This is a genomic window from Nocardia sp. NPDC051570, from assembly GCF_044454005.1.
GTDB lineage: Bacteria > Actinomycetota > Actinomycetes > Mycobacteriales > Mycobacteriaceae > Nocardia.
This window is the reverse complement of sequence record NZ_JBITDI010000040.1, coordinates 1-25,633: the sequence shown is the minus strand read 5'-3', so window position 1 is coordinate 25,633 and position 25,633 is coordinate 1. Positions and strand designations below refer to the sequence as shown.

Sequence of the window (25,633 nt, the reverse complement as noted above, 5' to 3'; positions counted from 1 at the left end):
TGCCCGGCACCGTCTGGATCAACCCGCCGACCGAGGAGACCGACACAACGGCCGCATAACACACCCACTGGTCTCATTCAGCTTGAAAAATTCCGGGGCGACTGTTACAGGACGGAGCCCTTGCCGTCACCATGGACCGAGTACTTCCCTTCGACCGGATCGCAGAGGCCTTCGGCTATCTGGAACAAGGTCACGCCAAAGGCAAAGTGATCGTCGAGATGAACTGAGCGGGCGCCGGGCCGCGCCGATCGGGCGCGGTCCCGTCACGGCTGCACCGTCGACGGCTCCTCGTGCGCGATCGGTTGCTGCGAACCACCCCGCCGCGGAGCCTGATCCGTGAGCTCGCGCAGGATCCGGGCATTCGTGGTGCGCATGGCCTCGGTGAGGTCGGTGTAGGGCTCGTCCCACGGATCCTTGATGCCGAAGCCGCGCAACGGGTTCTCCACCCACCCGCACCAGTGCCAGCCCACGCACCACGGGCTCGCGGCCAGGGCCTCGGCGGTTCTGGTGTAGCCGAGGCCGCGCTCAGCCTGGTTGCGGGCACTGCCGGTGTGATGCGGGCTCATCCGGGTGGGGCACCAATTGCCAGTGTCGGCCATCAGCACGGGCAGGCCGGTGCGGCGGTGCCAGCCCGCGATGGTGTCGACGGCCGCTGCGATCCGTTCGGTCGCCACACCCGGAAACGCCTGCACCGACAGCACATCGACGTATTCGGGCACGATGTCGAGCACCTGTTCGGGTACCCCGGCGCGCAACCCGTAGCGGTCGCCGAGGATCAGGTGTTGCGGGTCGTGGCGGCGGATCGCCTCGGTCGCGGCCCGGTAATAGGCGTGCGCAATCGTTTTCAGTTCGGTGCGTGCGAAACCCGTTCCGGTCGGGTGCATTTCCCAGGATGGTACGTCGACGAGGAAGTACCCCAGCAGATTCGGATCGTCGGGTCGGCACAGCGTGCGGGCCAGGTAATCGCACCATTGCGCGAAGGCGGGCTCGCGCGGGTCCCGGAACGCGGGAAATCCGTTCCAGTGCTCGATCTCGGCCACTCGCAGCGAGATCGTGTACGGCAGCCCGGCTGCGCTCAGTTCATCGGCGGACAGCCCGGCGGAGTGCCCGATATCGACGGGTTTTCCTGTGGTTGCCAGGCCGGTGCCGCTGACGTACTCCGACGTCCATCCGATCGTGTTGAAGCCCCACGCCCGCAGATCGGCGGCGAGCCCGTCCCGGATCCACCGCTCCCGCGAATTCCCGTAGCGCTGCGCGAATATCGCGGCATTGTGCGGAAACCGAAGGTTGGTGTCATCGGCGTGCACCACCCCGATCGACAGAAAGTCCGCTCCCCGCGGATCGGTCAGCCACCAGCGTTCGCCACGCCGTAACCCGAAAACCGATGTCATGCCCGCCACGCTACTCGCGGCGCAAGGTGATGCCGGGCGATGCCATGGAGCTGGACGAGTCGATCGCGCAGGCCACGGGGCGGGTGTGGCCTTCTCCGAAAATCGTTGAGTTGCGGCGGATGCGGATCGCCGTACAGCGCTGTCGGACCCGCAACGCACGGCGCACGAATTACGCGTCGATTGGGACTCCGCGCCGGATATGTGTGCGCCAGGGCGGTTTCGGTACGGCCACGATCGCGAGGATCGCCCGAATCCGGGCAGGAGAGTTGAAAATGGGTGTCCCCCAGGGCTTGTCGACGCGCCTCGACCATGCCGATCGTGCATTGTTCGACGATGCGCTGTCGTTCATCCGGAGCGCCGAGTTCGGCCCGGTGCTCGTCGTGCTGGCTCGGGGGCTGACCGAACCGCAGCGGCTCGCGGTGAGGGCGTGCGAGTCAACGCCGTACATCCGACGCTCACCCGCACCCCGATTGCCGCTCCCATCTTCGAGAACGCGGACACGCTCGCCGCATTCCGTGAGCGCATCCCCATGCTGCGTCCCGCCGAACCGGCCGAAGTCGCCGATGCGATCGCCTTCCTGGCCAGCTCCGACGCCCGTTTCGTCAACGGCGCCCACATTCCGGTCGATGGCGGGCTGCACGCCTCCAACGGTCAACCGCGCATGTTCTGGTGAGCAGGAAGCACGGCCGCAACGGTTTCGGGATGTATGGCTCGTTTTCGGTCGAGACCGGCTACGGGCGTTGCGGTTTGTGCATTTTCGTCAGCAGCGCGAGCAGGGTGTTCTGTTCCTGCGCGTCGAGGCCGGCGAACAGGCCGGAGGCGTGCAGCCGTGTTCTCAGCGCTTCCCACAGTTCGTGCCCGTGTTCGGTGAGGGCCAGGGTGCGCTTGCGGCCGTCGGCGGGATGGGGCTGACGGGCGACGAGTCCCAGGCTCTGGAGTTTGTCGGCGGCGAGACTGACCGTGGAAGGGTCGCAGTTGAGGCGGGCCGCGATATCCCGCATCGTCGGCGGCTCGGTTCCCGGGGCAAGCACCCATAGCGTACTGGCCACAGAGGACGGGACCCCGAACTCGCTGAGCACCTGGGCCACAACCGCATTCGCGGCGTTTCCTACCTCCATGAGAACGCGGACGATCTCAGCCTTCCGTTCGACGTCCGCGCGGTGAGCCGCTGATGCCTCCACGTCACTACCCATGGTCATGCAGACATGATACGCTCTCAATATCAATGATAAACTCAATGATATTGAGGTAGTAAATGAGCGACAATCACGCCGGCGAGACAGTGCTTGTCACAGGCGGAACCGGCTACCTGGCCGGCTGGGTGATCGCCGGCCTGCTCCAGCGCGGCTACCGGGTGCGCACCACCGTGCGCGGCCTCGACAAGGCGGAACAGGTGCGCGCTGTCGTCGGCGCGCAGGCGGGCGGCGGGGCGGCCGGGGTCCTCGAGTTCGCGGACGTTGATCTGCTTCGTGACGACGGTTGGGACGAGGCGGTCGTGGGTGCCGACTACGTGCTGCACACAGCCTCGCCGATGCCCTTCGGCTCAGGCGTAGATCTCATCACCACCGCACGCGAGGGCGCCCGTCGCGTCCTGGGCGCTGCCGCGCGTGCCGGGGTGAGGCGTGCCGTGCTCACCTCTTCCGGCGTCACGGCCGACACCGGCGACCCGGACATGCCCGCGACTGAGACGATCTGGACCGCGCCGTCGGGCTCCCCGTTGCGTGCGTACCCCGATTCCAAGATCCTCGCCGAGTGCGACGCATGGGATCTCGCCGCCGCGACCGGGCTCGAAATGACCGCCGTCCTCCCGACTTTCATGCAGGGCCCCATGCTGGGCACACCGAACAGGCCGGGAACGGTCGACATCCTCCGCCGCTTGCTCGACGGCAAGATTCCTGCCGTGCCGAACATCGGATGGAACGTCGTCGACGTCCGCGATATCGCCGAACTTCACATTCTCGCCATGACGAGCCCGGCCGCCGCGGGCCAGCGCTTCCTCGGTTCGGGCGACTTCCTGTGGTACCGCGACATCGCCCGCATCCTCCGAGAGAGGCTCCCGGACGACGCCGCCAAGGTGCCCACGCGCGCCATGCCCGACATCATCGTCAAACTGCTTGCGCGGCGGAACCCACAGCTGGCCATGCTGCGCCCCGAGCTCGGCCGCATCCGGCTAGTTGACAGCGGCAAAGCACGCACCCAGCTCGGCTGGCATCCCCGCCCCACCGAACAGACCATCATCGACACCGCCACCGCGCTCATCGCGCAATCACGACAGGGGGTGGCAGCATGACATTCTCACCGACGCAACGCATATCGGCGGAGCCGAACACGTGCCCTGCCGTTCCTGTCTACTCACTGGCCGAGCGGGACAGGCGCTGGAACCTGGCTCGCAGCTTCATGGAAGACGAGGGTCTCGACGGGTTGGTCGTCTTCGGCGAAGGAGACGCAGGACCGGCACCCTTCGCCTTCGACAGCTGGTTCACCAATGATCGGCCGGGCGTCCTTCTCGTCTTCCCCCGCGACCGGACACCGACTGCGCTCGTGCCGATTCCGACGTTTCTTTTCGACCATCGAGAAGCGGTGCACAGAGGCGATGAACTGTGGCTTGCCGCAACCGATCTGCGTCTGGGCCGCCAATCCCATCAGCTCGTTCAAGCCTTGAAGGACCTGGGCCTGGGCAACGGATCGATCGGGGTGATGGGCCTCGACCCGTATCTTCCCGCGCATCCCGAAGGGCGAATCCCGTACCCGTTCTGGGACACCGTGCTGAACCTGTTGCCCGGCACCGATTTCCGCAATGTCGGGCACGCGTTCGCCCGTCTTATGATGCCGCTGAGCGGCGAAGAGATCGCCGTGGTGCGTCATGCCGCCCGCATCGGCGATGCGATGGCCGAGGCCATGGTGGCCACGGCCGCACCGGGCGTTTCCGAAGCCGACGTATTCGCCGCGGCAATGGCCACCGCGTACCGGCACGGCACACTCGCGCCCCACATCCACTTCTGCTCGGGACCGGCACCATCGGCCTCCGGACAGCCCACGTGGGGTTACCGGCCGCAACCACCGCGCATCCTGGCCGAAGGCGACCTCATCGCCACGGAGATCTTCAGTAACTTCGGCGGCCGTCAAACACAGCACCAAGCAGCAATCGCCCTCGGTGAGGTGCACCCGATGATCGAGCACGTAGCCCGGATCGCGAACGAGTGCTACGCCGCCGGTCTGGCGACGCTGCGCGCGGGCGCGAGGTTCGGGGAGGTCTCCGAGGCCATGCTGGCATCCGCCGAGGCAGTCGGTGCCTGGTTCCGCGGCCCGCAGATCCACGGACTCAACCCCTATGGCGCCTTCAGCCGCATCCCCGGGGGACTCATCCAAGCCGAGGGCGGTGACCTGTACCCGATAGCGGCCCCACGGCCCGCGACGTTGGCCGACATGACCCTCGAGCCCGGAATGTCGTTCGCCTTCGAACCGAGCTGCGGAATCGGCGACCACATGGTCACCCTCGGCGGGACGGTCCTCGTCGGCGAAGACGAGCCGGTCGAGCTCAACCCACTGACCGCAAAACTGCTGCGGGCCGCATAGCGCCATCGGCTCGATACCCGCCGGACCGCGGTCCCGCCGCAGAGCTTAAAACTCGAGCTCGTCACCCGGATCCGGCGGGAACGGCGGAACGTACTGCCGCACAGGCGGTTTCGACCGCTTCGCGGGCGCCCGGCAGGAAGTCGACCATGGCGAGGAAACTGTGGAACAGGCCCTCGGCGCGGTAAACCCGCACCGGCACACCGGCTTCGGCCAGCCGGGCGCCGTAGGCCTCTCCCTCGTCGCGGAGCGGATCGTATTCCGCCGTGAGTACCATCGCCGGCGGCAGTCCGGCCAGACTCCGGGCGCGCAGTGGCGAGACGTGCGGATGCGCCGCCTCGCGAGGTTCGTTGAGGTACTGCTGCTCGAACCACCGCAGATGGGCGGCGGTCAGGTAGTAGCCCTCGGCATTGTCCCGGCGCGACGGTAGTTCGGCCATGAAGTCCAGCCACGGGTAGAGCAGTAGTTGGAATGCGATCGCCGGACCGTCGTCGTCGCGGGCTCGCAGGCAGGTCACCGTCGCCAGATTGCCTCCCGCACTGTCCCCGGCCACCACGAGTCGCTCCGGATCGCCGCCGAGCGAAACCGCCTGGGTGCGGGCCCAGGACACCGCGCGGTAGGCGTCCTCGACGGCGGCGGGGTACTTGTGTTCGGGGGAAAGCCGGTAATCCACGGCGATCACGATCGCCGAAATGCCGACGGCCAAGATCCGGCACAGGCCGTCATGCGTATCGAGGCCGCAGAGGACGAAACCTCCGCCGTGGAAGTAGACGATCACCGGATGCGGACCGGTCTCGGGCCGCGGCCAGTAGATCCGGATCGAAATCTCCGGCGTGCCGGGTATCACGCGGTCTTCCACTCGCGGCAGGTGCGGCGCCGGTGGCTGTCCGACCCGGCTCAGGGCCCGCCGGGCCGCCGCGGCGTCGGTGATGCGGCCGCCGATATCGGGATACGTCGCCGTCATCAGTTGCAATACCGCGTCGGTCTGCGGATGGAGCGCCACGATCATTACCTCCGAATGTCAGCGGTAGTTCGATGATTCCGCATTTCCTGGCGCAGCAGGAATCCATCCACCGGAAGGTTCGCCAGGGGAGCGGCCATCTGCGGCTCATCGATGAGCATGAGCACCTTGGGCCGGAAGTCGTTGCGCCCCAGCGCAGCAGCCGATCCGCATCCAACCAGTCCGAACACTGATGAATGGCGCCGACATTGGGCAATCGGCGCAGTGCCACCGCCAGTTCCCGGCGCAATACCTCGTTGTCCGCGAGTGTGGCCTGGATCGATGCTCCGGCCGGTCCGGCCCGGGCACGTTCGATGGAAGCCTCGATCATCACAATCCCTGTCAGCAATTCCCGACCACCTGGCGCCGAAGGCATCATGGTCGCTGAGAATGAATTTAACAGCTGACCGTGTCGCCTGACTCTGCATATTTCGCGGACGATCGAGACCTGCTGACGGCGCGGTGCCGACGCCACTGCTGTCACGACCCTGCCGACATGGAACCACATGCACGCCGGGACCTGGCTCGTTGAATGCGATCGAGAACCGTTCGCGCATAAAGGGTTGCGCAGCGTATGTCCTACGAGCTATCAATGGCGGTTGTCACTTGCCGGGTCCGGGGACCAGCTCGGCGTTACGAGAACGGGATGGATGATGCCTATTGTCTCGGCCCCGCACGCGCTGGTGGATTCCGATGTCTATGTCGACCTCAGGCCGCACCTCGGCCGTGACATATACCTGAAGTGCGAGGGCTTCAACTTCGGCGGTTCGGCGAAGATGCGAGTCGCGGCGGCGATGGTGGCGGCGGCCGAACGCGACGGCTCACTGCGGCCGGACACTGTTCTGGTCGAGTCCTCGTCCGGCAATCTCGGTCTCGCCCTGAGCATTGTGGCAGCGAACAAGGGAGTCGCTTTCACGTGTGTCACCGACCGGCGCTGCAATGCGACCACAATGCAGGCGATGATCGCGCTGGGCACCGACGTGATCGTCATCGAGGAGCCCGATCCGGTCGATGGTCTGCTCGGTGCGCGCAAGGCTCGAGTGCAGCAGCTGTGCCGCCGCGATCCACGATTCCTCTGGTTGAACCAATACGAGAATCCCGCGAACTGGATGGCGCACTACGAAGGGACGGCACCGGCGATCGCGAAGCGGTTCCCCGCTCTGGATGCACTGTTCATCGGCGCCGGCACCTGCGGCACATTGATGGGCTGCGCGCGGTATTTCAAGGAGAACGCGGTCGCACCACGGATTGTGGCGGTCGACGTCATCGGCTCGGCGAACCTCGGTGGCAAGACAGGCCCCCGGATGATTCCGGGGCTCGGCTCGACCGTTCCGGCGCGCGCACTGGATCTGAGCCTGGTCGACGAGACGGTGCAGGTGTCCGAGGAAGACACGATCAGAATATGCCGCGCCTTGGCCGCCACGGGTTTCCTGTTCGGCGGGTCGACCGGGACGGTGCTCGGTGGTGCGCTGCGCTGGCTCGACCGTCACGACACCGATCGGTCGCTCCGATCGGTGGTCATCGCACCCGATCTCGGGGACCGATATATGGATACCGTCTACAACGATGACTGGGTGCTGGAGAACTTCGGGCCTCGGGCCGTGCAGGCCGCCGCGTGGCCGGAGTGACGGGCCATGAGTTATCGGCTTCCTTCCCGGCGTTCGAGCTCCCGGTAGTCGATCTTGCCGTTGAATGTCACAGGCATTTCCTCGATTTCATGCCACTGTTGCGGCACCAGGTTCGAGGGCAGGGTGAGTTGCAGATATTCCTTCAATTGCTCGGCGGTCACCGATGTGTTCGGCACGTAATGCGCGATCAGGTATCGGCTCGGGCCGACTCGATCCGACAGCGTCACCGCACAGCCGGAAATCGCGGAATGCCTGCTCAGGGCCGCTTCTATCTCGTCGAGTTCCATTCTGATACCGGATACCTTCACCTGGCGATCCGTCCTGCCGACGTAACGTAGGATGCCGTCTTCGATAATTCCGAGATCGCCGGTCCGATAGAGCCGTCCGGTCGGGGAATCCGGATCGAATGTGTCCCGAAAGAAGGCCGCACGATTCGCGTCCGGGTTGCCCAGGTAGCCGAGGCCGACCGAGATCCCGCCGACGAATATCTCACCGATCGCACCGGTTTCGGCCGGATGCCACAGCCCCTCCTCCGGACTGTACTCGAGGCAGTAGATCGTCACATTCGCGATGGGCCGGCCGATCGGCAACCGCGAGTCGGCGGTGTCGACGGCTCGCACCACGTGATGGGTCACGTCGTCCGAACATTCCGTGGGTCCGTACGCGTTGAGCAGACCGACGTGCGGCACCGTGGCCAGCGCGCGTTCGGCCAGAGCGGGTTTCAATTCCTCTCCGGTTGAGATGAGCCACCGCAGGGCGGGCAACGGCCGGGCGGTAGCGCGGTGTACGACCTCGTCGAGAAGCATGCCCATCGCAGTCGGCACGAGTTCGACGATGGACACCTCGCGCCGCGCGAGTACTCCGCACAGCCTACGAGGAAAGAAGACGTCGTTGTCCGACACCACGACGACGGTGGCGCCGACCATCAGCGGGGCCAGCATCTGCCAGATCGAGATGTCGAAAACCAAAGGCGCGGTGAATGCCACCCGGTCCTCGGCGGTGATCGCCAGGTCGGTGATCTTGGCCCATAAATGGTTCAGCATGCCTTCTCGTGCGACTATCGCTCCTTTCGGCCGCCCTGTCGTGCCCGACGTGTAGATAACGTATCTGGGTCGGTTGTCCCACGGTGGTCTGCGCCGTTCGCGCACACCCTGTCGGACTTCGATTTTCGGACTTCCCTCGACGGTGTAATCGACGAGTAGTGCACTGCCGCTGCCCTCGATCACTTCGGCAACCCTGGCCGGTGGCCACCGCGGATCGACAGGAAGATAGACGGCGCCGATACTTTCGATGGCCAAGAACAAGACCGCGCTGTCCACGCCGCGGTATCCCATGCATGCGACAATGTCACCCGCGGCGCAACCAGATGTGCGCAGAGCAGCGCTGGTCTGCTCGATGCACGCTGCCAGCCGAGAGTAGGTTACCGCCGATCCGCCCGAAACGAAGGCGTGCCGATCAGGCCGGCCGACCGCATAGCGTTTCACGCGATCGAACACGTCTTCCGTCATATCGAAGTCGACGGGATTGGTCAGCGCGGATATCTCCGATCGTGCGACATCGGGTGCGATGTCGAGATCGGAAAGGCATTGCTCCTGAGAACAATCGACGCGTGCCACGTGGGTACCTACACCTTCCTGATCGCAGGCCGTTGACCCGTGAGTCGCCGCGCACCGCTGCGGGGAGTGCGATGGTTCGTTGACTTCACGCGGCGGGCGGCACATCCACTGAGCACAGCGACAGATAGCGCAGCGCCGGGTCGTAGTCGACCAGCACCACCCGTTGCCCGGTGCGCGTCCACTGCGGAAGGCCATCTGCGAAGGCCGACCACCCCCCGGTGCAGGGGAGGTCCTCGGCTGCCCACCGGATCGGGCAATCGACGGCGAGTTCGTGATCGACGCCGACTCCGGCGATCGCCGTCATCGGCAGCGGGGATGCGCCGAACTCTCGCATCTGCTCGGCCACCAGGTGGCGCACCTCGTCCTCGGCCACATCCGCGAACGTCCGGACCGACATCGGACCGAGCGCGCCGTCGGGGGCCATGACCAGCACCACCGCCGAATCTCGGCCCGGCATCAGCGTTCCCACCGGTAACCGGGCCTCGGCGCCATTCCACAGGAAGCTCTGATCCAGGATCATCACCAGAGTCCGGTGGAACGCGGCTTCCCGCGCGTATTCACCGGCGAGCCGGATCGCGGTGAACGGCGCCGTGACGCCCTGTTCGGACAGGGCGAAGGCCAGGGCGTTGCCCGCGAGCGCACGCGACAGATAGCAGGCGGGCCGGGTCGGCATGGCATCGGGCGTGGAGTGCACGATCAGCGCCAGGTCGAAGGTTTCCTCCGAATGCGCTGCCGCGGACAGTATTTCGGTGGCCATACCGGTGAAGGAGTTCGGCGCCGCGTGCGTGAAGTATTCCTCGTGAAAGGGCTGTCCGAACTGCCCGGTCAAATCGGCGAAGTAGCTGACGAATTCGGGGGTGTAGGGCTCACCCGGACCGAACACCTTGTGTTCGATGCGCTCCAATCGCAAGGGCGGTGCCCCGGTGCGCTGCGGTGATGGCGAGGTCGCCAGGTACATGGCCGTTACCCTTCCACCTGGTCGAGCGCGTATCCGACCAGCGAACCCACAGTCGCGAAATGATGCTGCTCGAGTGTGTTCTCATCGAATTCGATCCCGGTCTCGTCCTCGATCCGCAGGAGCAGTTCGAGCGCACGTATCGAATCGAGTCCCAGATCGTCGAACAGCCGCATGCTCCACTCCAGCGAGTCCGGGGCGAGCTCGACCATCCCGGCGAGTATGGTGACGACCTTGTCGGTGAGCACGGCCTGGTTCATCGTTCGGTTCCTTCGGTCGCATGGGATTTCCTCCCGCGATTGTCGTCAGTGCTGGAAGACCATTGCGGAGAATGTCGCGCCGAGGCCGACCGACACCATCATGTAGTAATCACCGTGGCGCAGGCGCCCGGTTTCGGAGACGGTACGGTAGTTGATGAAAGGATCCGCGGAGAAGCAGTGCCCGATGACCGGCAGGTTTTCCAGGAAGATCCGACTCATCGGCATTCCGATACGGTTCGACAATCGCTTCCACGAATTCTGATTGACGTGATGTGGCAGTACCAGCGCGATATCGGACAGGGTGAGGCCCGCCTGCGCCACCGCGGCCAGCATCACCTCGGCGGCGGCCTCGGGATAGATCCGGTCGAATTCCCGTGCGAGGTCGTAGGTCAACCACGGCGCCTGGTTGAACTGCCCGTGGATGCGGGTCGCGTAGGAAAGCATCCGGTCCCGGTCGCCGTCCTGGCCGACCAGGATCGCGGCCATCCCCTCGCCCATCACGGCGGTGTCGACGATGAACTGCTGTGAGTAGACGGTATAGGCCTTCTCCCCGGTGAAGATCAGGGCCAGGGCGTCGGGATCGCCGTCCGCGGCAAGCAGTTTGCCGCACAGGTCGACGGCGAGCAGGCCGGTCGCGCAGGCGTGCTGGGTCAGGCAGAAGGTCACGGCGTGGTCGAGGCCCAGGGTCCGGCGTACATCGTGCACCGGATTGCTCGGATAGGGCGCGGCCACGGGCAGGGTCAGCGCCTGCACGATATAGCGCACATCCTTTTCCCGGCCGCGCAGCGCCTCGAGACCCGCTGCGGTCGACAGCATTTGGTCCACCAGCCGGGCCTCCGGGTCTCGTCGAATATGGGAGAATCCGTAGAAGCGCCGGAAGAGCCGGATCTGTGTATCGGTGATGTCGAGACCCGCCAGGGCCTCATCGATGGAAACACTTTTCGCCGGCAGATAGCTCGCCACGGCTTCCAGACACGTCATCACTCGTCACCTTTCCTTCCCTTTGCCAGAAAGGGACTCGTCCACTGAACCGCAATCTTCGCTGATTCGAATATTGCCGAAATCGCGTGGTCCGGTAAGTCTCGAATGAGCGCACTATCGGCCTGATCGAACGGTCATACCCGGACGGTCGGCATCACTCGTCGGCCATCAGAACGACCTTGCATGCCTCCCGGCGGTCGAACAGCTCATAACCCTTGCGGGCCTCGGCAAGCGGTAGCCGGTGAAACCGCGCCAACGCCGACAGCGATTGACGCTTCGCGTCCACAAGACCTGCCCCTCAGCGTAAGTCGTGCCGTATCGAGAGGGCTCTAATGGACTTGTTCGATCACGTCCTTGATCGCCTTGACGACCACGTCCGGGCGATCGGTCGGAATATCGTGGGAACTGTTGTCTGCGACGACAAGTCGGCGATCGGGCGCGGCGTCGGCGAATTGCGCCTGGGCGTCCTTCCATAGTCGGGCGTCGTCCGGGGTGTCGAAAGGCGTTGTGGCAGAGACGATCGCGATGGCGGGCACGCTCTGCGGCCAGGACATCTTGTGGTAGGCGAGGTGTGCGGGTCCGTAGTCGGCGGCCTCGGCCAGTAGCTGACGGTTCTGTTTCGTCGACGGCTGGGCCTCGAGCGCCGCGATCTGCGGTTGGTTCGCCGCGACAAGTTCGGCTGTTTCGGTGTCGGTGAAGAACTCCGGGAGGTTGGCGTCGATGAGCACCGCGGCGCCGACGCGGTCCGGATGCGCATCGACGAAGTACGTCGCGATCTCACCGGCGAGCGAATGGGAAACGAGGACCACCGGCTGTGTGATTCCCAGCTGCGTCAGGCCTGCTTCCAGATCGGATGCCGCGTCCTGAGCCTTCCATGGTCCGGGCACCTCATCGCTACGACCGACGCCTGCGCGGTCGTAGGTGACGATCTCACGACCGGTCTGTTTCGCCAGCACCGGAACCAGATTCTGCCAGTACGACGAGTCGGCCCCGCCGCCCGCATCCAGAACGATGGCGGGCGATTTCCCGGGTGTGAGGTAGAAGGCGAGCCGGTGTCCGGCGGTCGAAATCATCTGCGGCACCGGCGTTGCCGAGGCTGCGGCCGATGTCGAGGGGGTTGTGCCCGTGGTCCCGGACGCCCCGCAGCCGGTGACCCCACCGGCCACCAGGGTCGTCAGCGCCAAGGCGGCAGTGGCGCTGTAACAGCGCGTATGCCGAGTGGTGTTTGCAGTCATGAGGTTCGTTCCTTCGGAGTCGGCCCGGTTGACCAAGCGCGATGGGTTCGATCCCCCCACCCTGCCCTCCGATACCCCATGGCCGACAGCTACTGGAGTGCCACCGCGAACGGATACCCGGGTAGCACTCCAGCCATAAGTGAGTCACACCAATGACACTGGCAGGCAGCCGATTAACGAGCCTCTCACTCGGCACCTGGACCCGATCCTGGCCGGGAACGAGCCCTAACCAGTCCTCAGTAGCCGATTACAGGATGCCGATGGTCGGCGGGAGACGCCGTTATTGCGGCAGTGTGGGGCCGACCCACTGCAGCGTCCATTTCTGGCTTCCGTGGCCGTTGCACAGTTGGATCACGGTCCAGGAGCCGCTGTAGTTCTCCTCTCTGGATACGTCCAGGCAATCGTTGGTGTAGGCGTTGATGATCGCGGCCGCTCCGGGGTCCTGTGTCCAGTAGTGCACTTTCCATTGCTGGGTGGTCAGGTTGGCGTCGCAGGGCCATTCGTTGACCCAGTCCCCGTTGCCTGTGTGGGCGCCCTTGTTCATGTCCAGGCATTTGTGGGTGAGCGTGCTCGCGATGGCGTAGGTGCCATTGGACTGCGGGATGAACTCCCACTTCTGGTCATCGCTGGTGCGGTTGTCGTACACATTGATGTGCGTGCCGTTGGACGAACTCGCGCCCTGTATACCTATCACCCGTTCGCCGCCGCCGTAGGAGTGGTAGTTGCCGAATTCGAAAGGTCCCCTCGCCTGGGGCCGCAGGACGCCGAACTCGACGGGTAGGTGGTCGGCGGAGATCCCGGTCATCGCGTGCGCGGTGTACAGCGGCACGGAGCGACTGGAGGCCATGTACTCGAACTCGCTGCCGCCCATGTGTGTAGGGACGCCGGGGCGGTAGATGTGTGAGTTGGCCGGCAGCCTGCCCGCGAGGTCTTGCGGAAGCCGGTTGAAGTCGCCCATGGCCACCCAGTCCCGCGCGGAGCTTCGTTGTCCGGCGTCGATATTCCTGAGCAAGGACTGGATATCGTTACCGCTGCCGGACAATCCGTGCAGGTTGTTGAAGACGGTGTTGCCGAACTGCACCCCGAATGATGGGCGCGCAGTGGTGATTGCGGAGTCGGTGGCCCAGAAAGTGGTCGGCGGGTCCGTGGTGACGAAGGCCAGGTTGACCCGGTGACCGTTCGGGTCGGTCTCCAGGAAGTACACATGCCGGTCTATAGGTCTGGAGGGGGTACCGAAGTTGCGGAGGTAGTGGTAGATGACGTGACCGTTGATCGTCACCTGATTCTGGTAGCGGAACAGCCGCCCGTTCGGATCCTGCGGCGGAATCGGGCCTGCCTCCTGCAGCGCCACCACGTCGTGATTGCGCGTCAATTGGGGAATGTCGTTGGCCCACTTCGGGGTTACGTCCCCGCCCTGGCCGCCCTGCATGTTGTATGTGACCGGGTGGTGGTCCTCCAGGTTCAACGTCGGCGCCTGCGCGATGTCGGGCAGCGGCTGCGGCGTATCTGTCGGATCGTCGGATTGCGTGGTGTCGATCGGGTCCGCGGACGCGGGAGCGGGAGCGGACACCAGGACCAGGCCCACCGCTACGCCGATCGCGAGGACGAGACGAGCTAGCGAATTCTTCACTGGATTTCCTTTCATGATCCGCAAGGTCGCCGAGGGGACGATGAGCGATCGTCCGGGGCGTGGGGATCAGCCGGGAATCTTCGCCAGGGTGGCCTCGATCAGGTCGGCGACCTTGGTCATCCCAGTCTCGTTGGGGTGGTAGGGAGTTCGTCCCGGCCGCGGCCGGTACTGTTCCACCCACGGGTCGCTGGAGCAGGCATCGTGCCCCCGGCTCTCGGCGGCGGCATGGACCACATACGCCCCGCGGTGTTTGGCGGCCTCGGAAGTGGCCGCCTCCAACCTGTTCGCGACCGACCACTCGAACGACAACTCGTCGTTGGTCAGCGGAACCCCGCCGCACGGCGGCCCCACCTGGGGCAGAACGGTCAGGTAGTTCACCAGCAACACCACCGCGTGGGTGGTCCGCTGCAGGACCGCCTCGACCACATGGCCGATCCACAGGGCGACGTTGCGCAGGGCACGGTCGATGTTGCTCTGGTCCACGGTTTTACAGTCACGGCCGTTGCTGTTGTGGCACGAGTAGGCCAGGAGGCTGCCCAGGTAGTCGACGTCGTTGCCGCCGATCGTGATGGTGACCAGGTCGGTGTCCGGTCCGACGGCCTCGATCTGTGGCGGCTGGCCGTGCTGCGATGTGGTGAGGATGTCGGCGGCGATGGCCCCTTGGCACGACACGTCGTGCAGGCCCATTCCGTAATGGCGTGCCACGAGGGTGGCGTAGTTCGCCTGCGAACGACCACACGCGGGCGGGCTGCCCGGCTGTTGCGGGGGGATCCCCGGCCCGGCGGCGAAGGAGCTGCCCAACGCCACATAGATCCCGCCGGCCGGTGGCGCTGCTCCGGCGGGGGTGGCCACGGTCGCCGTGAACGCCGACGCGGCCATCACCACGATCCACGCCTTGATTCCCAGTTTGCGGTACGTTGTCAGACCGCTGCGCCTCATCTCGAATCCCTTTCAGTGGTATCGGGCGACGGCACGTGGATTGCGTGCGGTGGGTCAGGAGGCCGACACCGTGTCGATGTAGTCGAAGTCGTCGAACAGGACCCGCCACTGCTCGAGGGCTTCGCGGTGGTGGCGGCCGATGCGCTCAGGGCGGGGACCACCGCGCGGCCGCGGTGAACGCGAGTGTCGACAGGGCGATGCGGCGAGCGGAGGTCGTGACGCATGGTTCCCTCCCGAGGTCCGAATGTCCGAATTGGCCCCACTTTTCCAGCTGCCGGGGTGAGCGGACATCATCAAGTTGGGGTGATCCCGTGGCGGCCGCCACTGCTCATCCCATAGGAACACTGCCCTTCGCTCGCGAGCAATGCAATCGTCAAGGCAGTCAACACCATTCGAATACGCACGAGGCACCGATCTAATCGCCGCTCGGCCGCCACAGCCCCTTCAAACGGTAGCTCGAGCATCTTCCGAGGACGCCGCCACCTACCAATGGCATTGCAGCAGAAGACATCTCCCCTGAGCACGGGCGAAGACGCTCGGTAGCCGATTACGCATCGTTGACCGGCGGGTCCAATGCAAATGTTTCCTAGATGTCGCGGCGGTGAACAGATCGTTTGGGCGGGAACGGTTTCGGCTCAGTCGACCGGCTCGTCGGGCCACACGCCTGCGCGCATCACGGTGCGGGCGGCCCAGTGTCTGCAGGTAGCGAACCGAAACCGTAAGCCCGCCAACAACCTACCGGCGCGCCCTCGCAACAGCTTCAGGAGTCACCCGCTCGGGGTAGCAGCGTGAACCCCGGCAGCGGGCCTGTGGACTCCTCCGGTGTCGAGAACTGATGAGACACCGATCTTGCCGTCAGCTGCCGCTGAGGATGCCGGGGGCCTGGGTGAAATGGTCAGGGCCGAACTTGCTGCAGCTGGGCCGGGTGGGCGGACTGCGCGGGGGCGGCGGGCAGCGTGGCCACGCCCTCGGTGCAGCCCTCGACGAAGCCACGCCAGGCGCCCGCGAGACCGGCCACGGCGGCCGCGGTGACAATGCCGATCGGATCCGCCGACGCGGCCGCCAGCAGACCGCCGCTCAGCGCGGCGATGATACCGGGCATGATCGCGGCGGGCAGTCCCTTGTTCAGGCATGCCTCGGCGGCACGACCGGACCGATCGACCTGGGCCGCAGCGACTTTCGCGCCCTCGACCAGTGCGTCGTGCACGGCGACCTCCAGTTTTCGACCACCCTCGCGCACGATCAGGGTCAACGTGTGGACCACGCCGTTGACGAGTACCTTCGGCACGATCCGCTCGGTGACTATCCCGGCCTCGTCGATCACCTCGACTACGCCAGTCGTCGAGTCCTGCACGAATTTGCCTGCCGTCAGGGCTATTTCGGCACCGCCACGCTCGATATTGGTGGCTACGAACGTCGCAGCGTCGCTGATCGGTCCGGCTTGGACCCGAGCGAGCCCGATTGCCCCTGCCTGCGCCGACAACATCAGTAGGACCGTCACTATCAGGAGCCGAATCTGCATCCGGCGCAATGACATTGCCATGTTTCCCTCATCTGCGGTTTTTCTGAGTCAGCCGTGCGCCGACGTGCTCGACGGCCGTAGGGACGTTTTGGAACAACGCAATCGTACTGGTTGAGCAGCGGCTGCCGGTCGTGATTGCCTGCCGCAGAACGGTTCCGGAGTTGGTCAACCCAGAATCCACTGGCGCAAAGCGTAATTCGTGCCAGCACTTCGTCGTACTGCGCCAATGTCGCATCGCCGGCCCTCCGCATACCGGCCAGGCGCGATCAGGCCGGACTCAGGCGAACACCTGCGGACACAGACGACCTGAGTGCCAGCGTGTCGTGGGTGCGGCGATGTGCCCTGACCGCAACGGGATTCGGCATGAATGCCCAGGATTGGTATCGGTCAGTGGTTACTGATCAACGGGCTCCTGCGATCACCGGATAGTGGTCGGAGAGGTTGGTGTAGGTGTAGTCCTTGCCCATGCTCGTTACCGTCCACGGGGCGCTCTGCTCTTGGATCACCCGGTTCTTCCAGCCTGCCGGACGCGCGTGCCCCTTGCGATGCAGGACGTAGTCGAGGTCCTCGCGGCCGTCCTTCGGATAGCGATACGACCCGATCGAATTCTCCTTCGTGTCGAAGGAGTACGGATGGCCGGTACGCTCATCGGCCGGATCGAGACCGGCGTTCTCCAGCATCACCGCGTACTCGCCACCGTGCGAGTCGACGTTCATATCGCCCGCGACCAATACCTGTTCGGTTGCCGGAATCTTCTTGGCGTCCAAGAACTCTCCGATCTGCCGGAACTGCTTGGCCCGGTCGGAGGCCGCCTCACCCTGTCGGCAACGACTGTCGGTGGACTGCGCATGCGTTCCGACAAAATGGACCTTGGCGCCGTTGACGTTCAGCACCACGTAGGCGAAACCCTTGTTGGCCAGCCAATCCGCCCCGCACCCGTTGTTGAACAGGATTTGTTCCTTGCGCACGATCGGCCACTTGCTGAGAACGGTGACCCCGCCGTCCTCGACCGTGTTGTCGGAGTACTTACCACTGGTGATGTCCCACCCATCCCTACTGCGCCCGACGACCGGTGTCTGATGCGGATACTGCTGGGCAGCATCGGCTTTCATCGCGTTCGAGACGTCGTTGTCCAGCGCCTCCTGCAGCACGACGACGTCGTTGCCCTGGAAGAAGTCGGCGGCCACGATCGCCTTGGCGCGGTGGTCCTGCCCCCAATTCGGGAACAGCTTCTTACTCATCAGAAAGGTGTTGTAGGTCAACACCTTCAGCTCCGGCACGGCCGGAGCCGGATCGGCCTGCGCGGATTGCGGCAGGGCCAAGCCGAGCACCGCGGTAGCGGCGAGGACGGCGAGAGTTCTCGCGGACTTACATCCGGCGAGCGGCATGCAGATCTCCTTTGATCCATCTGAGCCCGTCCGGGTTTCGGACGGGCCGTTGCAGATGGAAATCGGGGCCGATGACGCGCAGATGACGCCCGGATGATCAACCGACGCCCAATCGATGGCGATTTGCCGGAAATGTGCGCAATGTTCGTTGTTGGCGTATGCCGCGTTGCCGCATCCGCCGACCCGCTCACCGCTCAGGTCAGGAATCAACCATCCCGACCGGCTGAAGCCCGGTGCCGGAACGCCCGGTTCGGTATGCGCCGGGGGTCTGGCCCATGGTGCGGGTGAAAGTGTCCACGAAAGCGCTGGTGGTGGCCCAGCCGCAGCGATGGGCGGTCTGGGTGACGGTGGCTCCGGCGGTGAGTTCGAGCATCGCGTGGAATACGCGGGTGGTGGTGCGCCACTGGGGGTAAGTGGTGCCGAACTCGCTGCGAAAGAGACGACCGAGGTGTCGTTCGCTCGTGCTGACCCGGCAGGCGAGCCAGGTGATGGTTCGGGGTTGGCTGAGATCGTCGACGACGAGCCGGCAGGCATGCGCCAGGCGTGGGTCGCGTGGGTGCGGGAGGGCGAGCGGGGTGACGTGGGCGCTACGGAGGCGGTCGCGGATCACTGCGCGCAACCGCGCCGATTCGCCCGGTGGGAGTTCGGGTTCAGTAGAGGCGATGAGCAGTTCGCGCAAGAGCGGGGAAACCGCGAGGACGGTGGGGGATTCGTCGGGGAATAGTTTCTCTTGTTCGGGGAAGTGGAGGAGATGCACGTCGGCGTGCCCATAGACGCGATGCTCGTGCCAGGTGTGAGCGGGTGTCCAGATGGCGCGGTGGGCGTCTGCGACCCACGTGCCGTGGTCGGTGCGCACGGCGAAAATGCCGCTGCTGACGTACATGAGCTGGTGGTCGTTGTGCTGATGGCGATCGATGATCTCGCCGGGGTGATGTCGATGTCGGGTTTGCGACACAACTGGGCAGTTTATCGGAAGATCGAACCGTCCACGCCACGCATCGTTGAGGCATGCGACGTACAAGGTCATCGCGAGAGTCGATGACGATTTCTGATGCTCCGGTCGGTCTGCGCCGTGATCTCGGTGATCATCTGCGCCACAAGGTGGTCGACACCGAGCCGCTGGCGTATCCCGGTTCCGCCGCCTGACGGAAATCCCCTGTTCCTGAAGAGAAAGCACAACCATGTGCAATGCCTGCGGGGTCGCCACACACGTCCTCGAAACCACCGCCCCCGCCCCGGCCCGCAAGTTCGCGGCCCTGCGTAACCGCGACTGCCGGCCGTACCTGTTCGGTACCGGGCTGGCGATGATGGCCGACAACATCGAGCACGTCATTACCTATTGGGTGCTCTGGCAGAAGTTCCACTCACCAGCGCTGGCCGGATTCGAAGTCATCAGCCACTGGGTACCGTTTCTGATCTTCTCCGTCTACTTCGGATCGCTCGCGGACCGCCACGACTGCCGTCGGCTCATCCAAGCGGCGCAGGTCCTGTTCATGGCCGTCTCCGCGGCCTGGGGTGTGCTGTTCCTGACCGGCTCGCTACAGATATGGCAAGCGTGCGTGCTGCTCGTCCTGCACGGCTGCGCCGGGTCGCTGTGGACACCCGGGGAACAGCTGATGTTGCACGACTTCGTCGGGCCCGAAGACCTGCCCAGCGCGGTCCGGCTCAACGCGACCTTCCGCAGCCTCGGCATCCTGTTCGGCCCGGTGGTCGGCTCGGCACTACTGCTCGGGCTCGGCCCGACCGCGGGCATCTTCGCCAACATCGTGTTCTACCTGCCACTTACGCTCTTCCTGTTCCGGACCAAGTTCACCGGCCACACGCGCGACGGCGGCGTGATCCGGCCACGGGTCGGCGTACTCGATTCGCTGCGCGTGTTCCGCGAAGTCCGGTCGAACCGCACGATGGTCAGCATGATCGTGCTCGCCGGGCTCGGCTCACTCTTCGTCGGAGCGTCGATGCAGACATCCATGCCGATCTTCGCGCACGACCTCGGCGCGGGCAGTGCCGGACTGACCTACGGTGTGCTGCTGTTCGCCAACGGGATCGGCGGAGTCATCGGCGGGGTCCTGCTCGAAGCCACCGGACGCATCGAACCGACGGTCAAGGCCGCCGTCGTCAGCACCGCGATCTACGGACTGACAAGCCTGTTCTTCGCCGCCACCACCAGCTATCCGTTCGCGGTCGTGCTGCTGGTGATCGGCGGGGTGGCCAACCTGGCATCGATGTCGATCGGGCAGACCCTCGTGCAGCTGCTCGCGCCGGCCGCCGACCGGGGCCGGGTGGTCGGGCTCTACGGCATGTCCGCCAGCGGACTGCGCGCCGGCAGCGGCTTCACCGTCGGACTGGCCGGTGCGGCCATCGGCGTCCACTGGTCACTCGGGCTCAGCGCCGTCGCCCTGTGCCTGGGCACCGCGGCCACCGCGCTCTACGTCCGGCAGGGCCGGGTGGGCGACAGGCGGGCGGCGCGGATCGCCGGGTAGGCACCGGTGGCGCGTGAAGCGGCCCTGCTATGTCCGTGCCGCGGGGAACCTCAGGCCGGTGCTGGCGAGGCATCCGACGACTCGGACGAGTAGCGCGCAAGGTGCTTGCCGAGGGTGTCTGCCAGCTCCTGGGCTTGGAGGACCAGGTCTTCCCGGTAGGTGATGATGGTGTTCCAGTACAGGCAGAGGGTGCCGCGCCGGGTGTCGCCGTTACACACCGGCATGCCCATCCAGCTGTGGAAACCTTCGGAGAGAACGAGATCGGTCACGGATTGGAAGAGCGGATCGGTTTGGGCGTCGGCCACGAAGACGTGTTGGTTGTGTTTGACGATGTTGGGGAGCACGACCCCCTCGGCCTGACCTTTGATGCGGATTTCCTCGACGTAGCGAGATGAGAGACCCCGCCAGCGCATCGCGGACGGCCACGAGCGCGCTGAGCAACGAAGGAACCAGGGGAGAGGACACGGAGACGTGGGAGCCACAGCCTCATCGGCTGCTGCGCTGGGAGAGGAAGGGCTGGGGTTCGCCATCATCCCCCTGCGGCCGCCGCTCGGCCCGGTGATACTCGAGCCTCTCGTCTCCGCCCTCTCTGAGATCGGCTAGTAGGACACAAAGAGGACCGACACATGCCCTTGCCGCATATCGATGCGTCACTCGAGGAAATGCGGCGCGGGCTGGACGAGTTGGGCATGGTCGGCGTGGCCTTCAGCTGCTCAGTGTTCAACCGCTCCACGGCCGAAGAGGAATTCGAGCCGCTGTACGAGGAGATGAACGCACGTGGAACGGCCCTTTTCTTTCATCCATGTCAAAACGGCATCTGTTCACCATTCATCAATGACTACGGATTCACGGCGGCGGCCGGGGCGTCTCTGGAGGACACCGCTATCGTTCTCCATTTGATCAAGCGAAACATCCCGGTTCGCTATCCGAATATCAAAATCATAATTCCTCATCTGGGCGGCCTGATCCCCATGCAGCTGGCGAGACTCGATGGCCAAGCACACACGCCAGACCTGCTCGGTCCACCGAGCGCGATGGCTCGCAGCCTCTACTACGACACCGTCGGATGGGGTTCACAAGCCGCTCTCCGGTGTGCCTGCGAAGCCTTCGGCGCCGACCACCTCGTGCCGGGGAGCGACTTCTCTGCTCTGCTGGCGGTCGAGTCCTACAGGCGGACGTTCGAGTACATCAAGGAATCCCGATTGTCCGACCAGGAAATCGAGAAGATCCTCTACAGCAATGCGTCGGCTCTATTCGACTTCGACAAGCCAGCGCCTCGCCGCACCCGGCTTCAGGGACGGGATCGGGATCTGATGCGGTGACACAGACGCCTCGCGCCCATCCGGTCGAGACGGGATGGGCGCGAATGCTGGTGTGTAAGAACGCGGTCCGAACTACGCGCAGCCGGCCGGCGCGACGCCGGCCAGGCTCAGCAGCCCGCAGCCTGCCTTCCCCGCGAGCAGCGTCTGGATGAGGCTGGACACTGTGGAGGCGGAACCGGTACCCGCGGCCGGAGGCGTGGATGTGTCCGCGGCGGCGGTACCCGCGGTGAGGGCGGCCCCACCCGCGAGGAGCGCTACGGTCGCGACGGTGCTGACGATGGCACGTTTCATATCCTGCTGTTCCCTTGTGATGTATCCGTGCCGGTCGGAGATGACCGGTCACATCCGAAAGTATATGAATTGCTTCTTCTTTCGTAACAATGCCGTTCACCGAGATTTCGTCACCGGAACGCGGTCCGCGGAGCACACCGGGTCCCCGAATTCACCTGTGAGTGCGGCGGCGGCCTCGGCGGCGATGTGGCGCCAGGCGGTGCTGGCGGGGGTGTGGAAGTCGATGTGCCAGGGCAGGCCGTCGTGGTTGGTGAGCCTGGGGGTAGCGCCGGCGTCGGCGGCTACGTGATGCTGAGCCGGGCCGTCGCGTCGGGTTTGGACCTGCTGAGGATCGGACGACCGGACGACGAATCCATCCAGTCCGACCCAAACGTGACCCGCGGGTGGCCCGGCGGACGCACCATCATGCCGAAGTGTGGATGTCGGCACGACCGATCCTGATCTCTGGTAAGGGAACGAACCCGGCGGCCAGTGTCATCGGAACCTGGTTATCGGCTCACTCGGGCAGCGCAGTATCTCTCGACGTTTCCGAGGCCGCCGAGGGTTGTCACGCCGGGGAGAAGGCCAGGATGGTCGGCCATGTTCTCTGTCGTTTCTGCCACTTCGAAGAAATGAATGTAACGCCGCTATATTCGGTAGGATACTGAGTGTGACACGAGTAGCGGAATCCCCGACAGCGCGGACGCGGTTATTGGAGGCGGCTGCGCGGTTGTTGGTGGAGTCGGGTGGTGCGCCGATCACGACTCGGGCGATCTGTGATCTGGCGGGTGTGCAGGCGCCGACGTTGTATCACCATTTCGGGGACAAGCGAGGCTTGCTGGATGCGGTGGCCGCGCACGGGTTCGAGCAGTACCTCGCGGCGAAGCGGTCACGGGAGGCATCGGAGGATCCGATCGATGACATCCGGGCTGGATGGGATCACCATGTGGAGTTCGCGCTCGAGAACCCGGCCTTCTATGCGGTGATGTACGGGCAGGTGACACCGGGCAAGCGTCCGGCCGCGGCGAGAGATGGTGAGGCACTGTTGTTGTCGTTGTTGACCCGGGCCGCCAAACAGGGCCGGTTGGCGGTCACGCCGGAGGGGGCGGCGCGGCTGATCCTGGCGACGAATATCGGTGTGGCCATGGCGTTGGTCACGGAGGCGCCGGAAGACCGCGACCCCACGGTGTCGGAGCGGGCGCGGGAGGCCGTGCTGGCTTCCATCGTCCGGACCGGCAGCGTCTCGACCGGCCACGGGCCGGATACGAATGATGTGTCTGCGGCGGCGATCGCACTGCGGGCGGCATTGGATGGCGGGCCCAGCGACGCGTTGTCATCGAATGAGAATGCGCTGCTGAAGGATTGGCTGTTGCGGCTGGCGCACTGACCGGCTCGGTCCAGGCATGCGGATGCGCGGTCGACCGGGGCCGACCGCGCATTCCTGTTGTGGATCAGAGGGTGAGCACGTTGCGGAATCGAGCCTTGTTCATGTTCTGAAAGGCTGATTCGGCGTGTTCGAGGGGGTAGGTTTCGATCATCGGCCTGATACCTGTGCGGGCGGCGAATTCCATTGTCTCCTCGCTGTCTTTGGCGTGGCCGCTGTACCAGCCCGACACCTTGCGACGACCGAAGACCAACAGATCGGGTGCCACCTCGATCGGCTCGTGGCCGCTGGCCACGATCAGCAGATGCCCGTTGGGTCGCAGGCCCCGCACGAGATCGGCCTGGGCCGGGCTGGAACCGACCGTGGAGAACGCGACGTCCGCGCCGCCGAGCCGTTCGATCGCTTCGCCGGCGCTGCCTGCGTCGCTGTCGACGTAATCGTCGGCGCCGAGTTCGCGGGCGATGTCTTCCTTCTCACGCCCGCGGTTGACCGCGATCGTGTGGAAACCCATTTTCGCCGCGAATTGGATTGCCAGGTGACCCAATCCGCCAACGCCGTGGACCACGACCGTGTCACCGGGGCGGGCGCCGGAATGGCGCAGGGCGTTGAACGAGGTGATGCCCGCACACATCAGCGGACCGGCCTGCTCGAAGCTCAGCACGTCCGGGATGCGAGCCAGAGTTTCCTGCGGCGCGACAACGAACTCGGCGTATCCGCCGTCGAAGGACGCACCGACGATCCGGCGGTCGGCGCAGTTGGCGAAATCGCCCCGGCGGCAGGCCGTGCACGTGAAGCAGTGCCCGCCGTGCCAGCCGATACCGACGCGGTCACCGGCCGCCCACGCGGTGACGCCGTCACCGACGGCATCGATCACACCGGCGATCTCGTGGCCCGGCACCCGCGGCAGCGCGACTGCGAGCAGGCCGTGCCGGGCGATGTTCTCACCACCACAGACACCACACGCGTGCACCCGCACCCGGACCTGGCCCGGTCCCGGTTCGGGGACGGGCAGGGACGCGAGTTCGAACGGGGCGCCCGGGGCGACCGCCTGCACAGCACGCATCATCGTTGACGTCATGGATGTTTCCTTTCGAATTCTGTTGCTGGACATTCCAGTTCAGTTGCTGGATCCGCCGTTCATGAGGATTTCCTCGCCGGTGATGAACACCGATCGGTCGCTGGCGAGGAATTCGGCCACATCGGCCACATCGGTGACAGTCGCCAGCCGCCCGATCGGAACCGATTCGAGCAGCGCCTTCTTGTACGGGTCGTCATCGGCGACCCCGGTGAAGATCCCCGCACCCTCGATCGGCCCGGGAACCAGAGAGTTCACCGTGATGCCGCGAGGGCCGAGCTCCAGAGCGAGCACTCGGACCAGATACTTCGGGGCCGTCTTACTGGTCCCGTACAGACCCAGTCCGGGCTGCGGGCGCACGGTCGAGCTGGAGGCGATGTTGATGATCCGCCCACCGTCGGCGATATGCCGAGCGGCGGCCCGCAATACGAAGACGGGGCCCTTCGTATTGACTCGGAACAGCAGGTCGAAATCCTCCTCGGTAATCGCCACGACGGGCACGTCGACCTTTTCGAGCCCGGCATTGGCGACCACGATGTCGAGGCGCCCGAACTGCTCGACCGCGGTGCGGAACAAGCGATCGATCTCACCGACATCCGAGACATCGGCCCGAACCGCGATCGCCCGACCCCCCGACTCGATCGCCGCGGCCACGACCTCGTCGGCCGCCACCTTGTCCTTGGCGTAGTTGACCACCACATTCGCCCCTGCCGCGGCGAACCGCAGCGCGATCGCACGGCCGATCCCCCTGCTCGACCCGGTCACCAACGCCGTCTTTCCTTGCAGATCCATCGACTGCCTCCTTCGCGGAGTTGATCCAGTGGGAGCACGCTTAATATAGCGCTGCTATATAACTCTGTATAGCTAAATAAGTGTGACCTGCGCCCTAGTACTCCAGCCGGACTTCACGTTCGTGTGAGTTGGTTTGATCGTCGCTGGTAGTGGCTGGTGCGGGCGCGGTGTTGGTGTCTGCGACGCCAG

Annotated in this window: 27 protein-coding genes; 8 read left to right on the top strand and 19 right to left on the bottom strand. The window is 65.2% G+C overall.

From position 1 onward, the window contains the following. Nucleotides 1–89: 89 nt before the first annotated feature. Complete coding sequence (locus ACIA76_RS42805; RefSeq protein WP_397161205.1) at nt 90–227, top strand: zinc-binding dehydrogenase; 138 nt, start codon at nt 90–92, stop codon at nt 225–227. A 36-nt stretch (nt 228–263) separates the two neighbouring features. Here ACIA76_RS42805 and ACIA76_RS42800 read toward each other — a convergent pair whose 3' ends face one another. Next, a complete protein-coding gene (locus ACIA76_RS42800) occupies nt 264–1,391 on the bottom strand; it encodes an agarase (protein ID WP_397161200.1) in 1,128 nt (375 codons plus the stop codon). Between the two features lie 427 nt (nt 1,392–1,818). Between ACIA76_RS42800 and ACIA76_RS42795 the strand changes: the two genes are divergently transcribed. Continuing rightward, the gene (locus ACIA76_RS42795) at nt 1,819–2,064 is read left to right on the top strand and encodes an SDR family oxidoreductase (RefSeq protein WP_397161199.1); all 246 of its coding nucleotides are present in this window, start codon (nt 1,819–1,821) and stop codon (nt 2,062–2,064) included. 58 nt (nt 2,065–2,122) lie between these two features. Here the strand turns inward: ACIA76_RS42795 and ACIA76_RS42790 are convergent, their stop codons facing one another. Then, a complete protein-coding gene (locus tag ACIA76_RS42790) occupies nt 2,123–2,590 on the bottom strand; it encodes a MarR family winged helix-turn-helix transcriptional regulator (RefSeq protein WP_397161197.1) in 468 nt (155 codons plus the stop codon). Between the two features lie 56 nt (nt 2,591–2,646). Between ACIA76_RS42790 and ACIA76_RS42785 the strand changes: the two genes are divergently transcribed. After that, on the top strand, nt 2,647–3,681 hold the full coding sequence (locus ACIA76_RS42785) for an NAD-dependent epimerase/dehydratase family protein (RefSeq protein ID WP_397161195.1): 1,035 nt from the start codon (nt 2,647–2,649) through the stop codon (nt 3,679–3,681). A gap of 107 nt (nt 3,682–3,788) precedes the next feature. Next, complete coding sequence (locus tag ACIA76_RS42780) at nt 3,789–4,967, top strand: M24 family metallopeptidase (RefSeq protein ID WP_397161194.1); 1,179 nt, start codon at nt 3,789–3,791, stop codon at nt 4,965–4,967. Between the two features lie 61 nt (nt 4,968–5,028). On the opposite strand, the gene ACIA76_RS42775 is transcribed toward ACIA76_RS42780, so the two are convergent. Beyond that, complete coding sequence (locus ACIA76_RS42775) at nt 5,029–5,967, bottom strand: alpha/beta hydrolase (RefSeq protein ID WP_397161192.1); 939 nt, start codon at nt 5,965–5,967, stop codon at nt 5,029–5,031. 650 nt (nt 5,968–6,617) lie between these two features. On the opposite strand from ACIA76_RS42775, the gene ACIA76_RS42770 reads away from it, so the two are divergent. After that, the gene (locus ACIA76_RS42770; RefSeq protein ID WP_397161190.1) at nt 6,618–7,592 is read left to right on the top strand and encodes a pyridoxal-phosphate dependent enzyme; all 975 of its coding nucleotides are present in this window, start codon (nt 6,618–6,620) and stop codon (nt 7,590–7,592) included. Nucleotides 7,593–7,603: 11 nt separating this feature from the next. Here ACIA76_RS42770 and ACIA76_RS42765 read toward each other — a convergent pair whose 3' ends face one another. The 11 genes from ACIA76_RS42765 to ACIA76_RS42715 all read right to left on the bottom strand — a co-directional run bounded on the left by ACIA76_RS42765 (nt 7,604) and on the right by ACIA76_RS42715 (nt 19,001). Then, the gene (locus ACIA76_RS42765) at nt 7,604–9,100 is read right to left on the bottom strand and encodes an amino acid adenylation domain-containing protein (RefSeq protein WP_397161203.1); all 1,497 of its coding nucleotides are present in this window, start codon (nt 9,098–9,100) and stop codon (nt 7,604–7,606) included. A gap of 193 nt (nt 9,101–9,293) precedes the next feature. Continuing rightward, nucleotides 9,294–10,166: a hypothetical protein gene (locus ACIA76_RS42760; RefSeq protein ID WP_397161188.1), complete on the bottom strand. Its 873-nt coding sequence runs from the start codon at nt 10,164–10,166 to the stop codon at nt 9,294–9,296. A 5-nt stretch (nt 10,167–10,171) separates the two neighbouring features. Next, on the bottom strand, nt 10,172–10,423 hold the full coding sequence (locus ACIA76_RS42755; protein ID WP_397161187.1) for an acyl carrier protein: 252 nt from the start codon (nt 10,421–10,423) through the stop codon (nt 10,172–10,174). 45 nt (nt 10,424–10,468) lie between these two features. After that, nucleotides 10,469–11,404, bottom strand: coding sequence for a 3-oxoacyl-[acyl-carrier-protein] synthase III C-terminal domain-containing protein (locus ACIA76_RS42750; protein WP_397161185.1), 936 nt, complete (start codon nt 11,402–11,404; stop codon nt 10,469–10,471). Between the two features lie 154 nt (nt 11,405–11,558). After that, nucleotides 11,559–11,690 carry a hypothetical protein gene (locus ACIA76_RS42745; protein ID WP_397161183.1) on the bottom strand — a complete coding sequence of 44 codons (132 nt, stop codon included), beginning with the start codon at nt 11,688–11,690 and terminating at the stop codon, nt 11,559–11,561. Nucleotides 11,691–11,733: 43 nt separating this feature from the next. Continuing rightward, the gene (locus ACIA76_RS42740) at nt 11,734–12,639 is read right to left on the bottom strand and encodes an alpha/beta fold hydrolase (RefSeq protein WP_397161181.1); all 906 of its coding nucleotides are present in this window, start codon (nt 12,637–12,639) and stop codon (nt 11,734–11,736) included. A 280-nt stretch (nt 12,640–12,919) separates the two neighbouring features. After that, nucleotides 12,920–14,269 carry an RICIN domain-containing protein gene (locus ACIA76_RS42735; protein ID WP_397161180.1) on the bottom strand — a complete coding sequence of 450 codons (1,350 nt, stop codon included), beginning with the start codon at nt 14,267–14,269 and terminating at the stop codon, nt 12,920–12,922. Nucleotides 14,270–14,335: 66 nt separating this feature from the next. Beyond that, nucleotides 14,336–15,208 (bottom strand): SGNH/GDSL hydrolase family protein, encoded by an 873-nt coding sequence (locus ACIA76_RS42730; RefSeq protein WP_397161178.1) that lies wholly within the window; start codon nt 15,206–15,208, stop codon nt 14,336–14,338. Between the two features lie 895 nt (nt 15,209–16,103). After that, nucleotides 16,104–16,751 (bottom strand): hypothetical protein, encoded by a 648-nt coding sequence (locus ACIA76_RS42725; protein ID WP_397161177.1) that lies wholly within the window; start codon nt 16,749–16,751, stop codon nt 16,104–16,106. Nucleotides 16,752–17,131: 380 nt separating this feature from the next. Continuing rightward, nucleotides 17,132–18,118 (bottom strand): sphingomyelin phosphodiesterase, encoded by a 987-nt coding sequence (gene sph / locus ACIA76_RS42720; RefSeq protein ID WP_397161176.1) that lies wholly within the window; start codon nt 18,116–18,118, stop codon nt 17,132–17,134. Nucleotides 18,119–18,317: 199 nt separating this feature from the next. After that, on the bottom strand, nt 18,318–19,001 hold the full coding sequence (locus ACIA76_RS42715; RefSeq protein WP_397161202.1) for an AraC family transcriptional regulator: 684 nt from the start codon (nt 18,999–19,001) through the stop codon (nt 18,318–18,320). Between the two features lie 298 nt (nt 19,002–19,299). On the opposite strand from ACIA76_RS42715, the gene ACIA76_RS42710 reads away from it, so the two are divergent. Beyond that, nucleotides 19,300–20,601: an MFS transporter gene (locus tag ACIA76_RS42710; protein ID WP_397161174.1), complete on the top strand. Its 1,302-nt coding sequence runs from the start codon at nt 19,300–19,302 to the stop codon at nt 20,599–20,601. Nucleotides 20,602–20,651: 50 nt separating this feature from the next. Here the strand turns inward: ACIA76_RS42710 and ACIA76_RS42705 are convergent, their stop codons facing one another. Beyond that, on the bottom strand, nt 20,652–21,014 hold the full coding sequence (locus ACIA76_RS42705) for a GAF domain-containing protein (RefSeq protein WP_397161173.1): 363 nt from the start codon (nt 21,012–21,014) through the stop codon (nt 20,652–20,654). A gap of 213 nt (nt 21,015–21,227) precedes the next feature. Between ACIA76_RS42705 and ACIA76_RS42700 the strand changes: the two genes are divergently transcribed. Further along, nucleotides 21,228–21,923: an amidohydrolase family protein gene (locus ACIA76_RS42700; RefSeq protein WP_397161172.1), complete on the top strand. Its 696-nt coding sequence runs from the start codon at nt 21,228–21,230 to the stop codon at nt 21,921–21,923. A gap of 72 nt (nt 21,924–21,995) precedes the next feature. Here the strand turns inward: ACIA76_RS42700 and ACIA76_RS42695 are convergent, their stop codons facing one another. Both ACIA76_RS42695 and ACIA76_RS42690 read right to left on the bottom strand, forming a co-directional pair. Continuing rightward, nucleotides 21,996–22,214: a hypothetical protein gene (locus ACIA76_RS42695; protein WP_397161170.1), complete on the bottom strand. Its 219-nt coding sequence runs from the start codon at nt 22,212–22,214 to the stop codon at nt 21,996–21,998. Between the two features lie 96 nt (nt 22,215–22,310). Further along, the gene (locus ACIA76_RS42690; RefSeq protein ID WP_397161168.1) at nt 22,311–22,643 is read right to left on the bottom strand and encodes a hypothetical protein; all 333 of its coding nucleotides are present in this window, start codon (nt 22,641–22,643) and stop codon (nt 22,311–22,313) included. Between the two features lie 220 nt (nt 22,644–22,863). Between ACIA76_RS42690 and ACIA76_RS42685 the strand changes: the two genes are divergently transcribed. Continuing rightward, a complete protein-coding gene (locus tag ACIA76_RS42685; RefSeq protein ID WP_397161166.1) occupies nt 22,864–23,580 on the top strand; it encodes a TetR/AcrR family transcriptional regulator in 717 nt (238 codons plus the stop codon). Between the two features lie 64 nt (nt 23,581–23,644). On the opposite strand, the gene ACIA76_RS42680 is transcribed toward ACIA76_RS42685, so the two are convergent. Continuing rightward, nucleotides 23,645–24,655: an alcohol dehydrogenase catalytic domain-containing protein gene (locus ACIA76_RS42680; RefSeq protein WP_397161164.1), complete on the bottom strand. Its 1,011-nt coding sequence runs from the start codon at nt 24,653–24,655 to the stop codon at nt 23,645–23,647. Nucleotides 24,656–24,694: 39 nt separating this feature from the next. After that, nucleotides 24,695–25,444 carry an SDR family NAD(P)-dependent oxidoreductase gene (locus ACIA76_RS42675; RefSeq protein WP_397161162.1) on the bottom strand — a complete coding sequence of 250 codons (750 nt, stop codon included), beginning with the start codon at nt 25,442–25,444 and terminating at the stop codon, nt 24,695–24,697. Nucleotides 25,445–25,633: the final 189 nt, after the last annotated feature.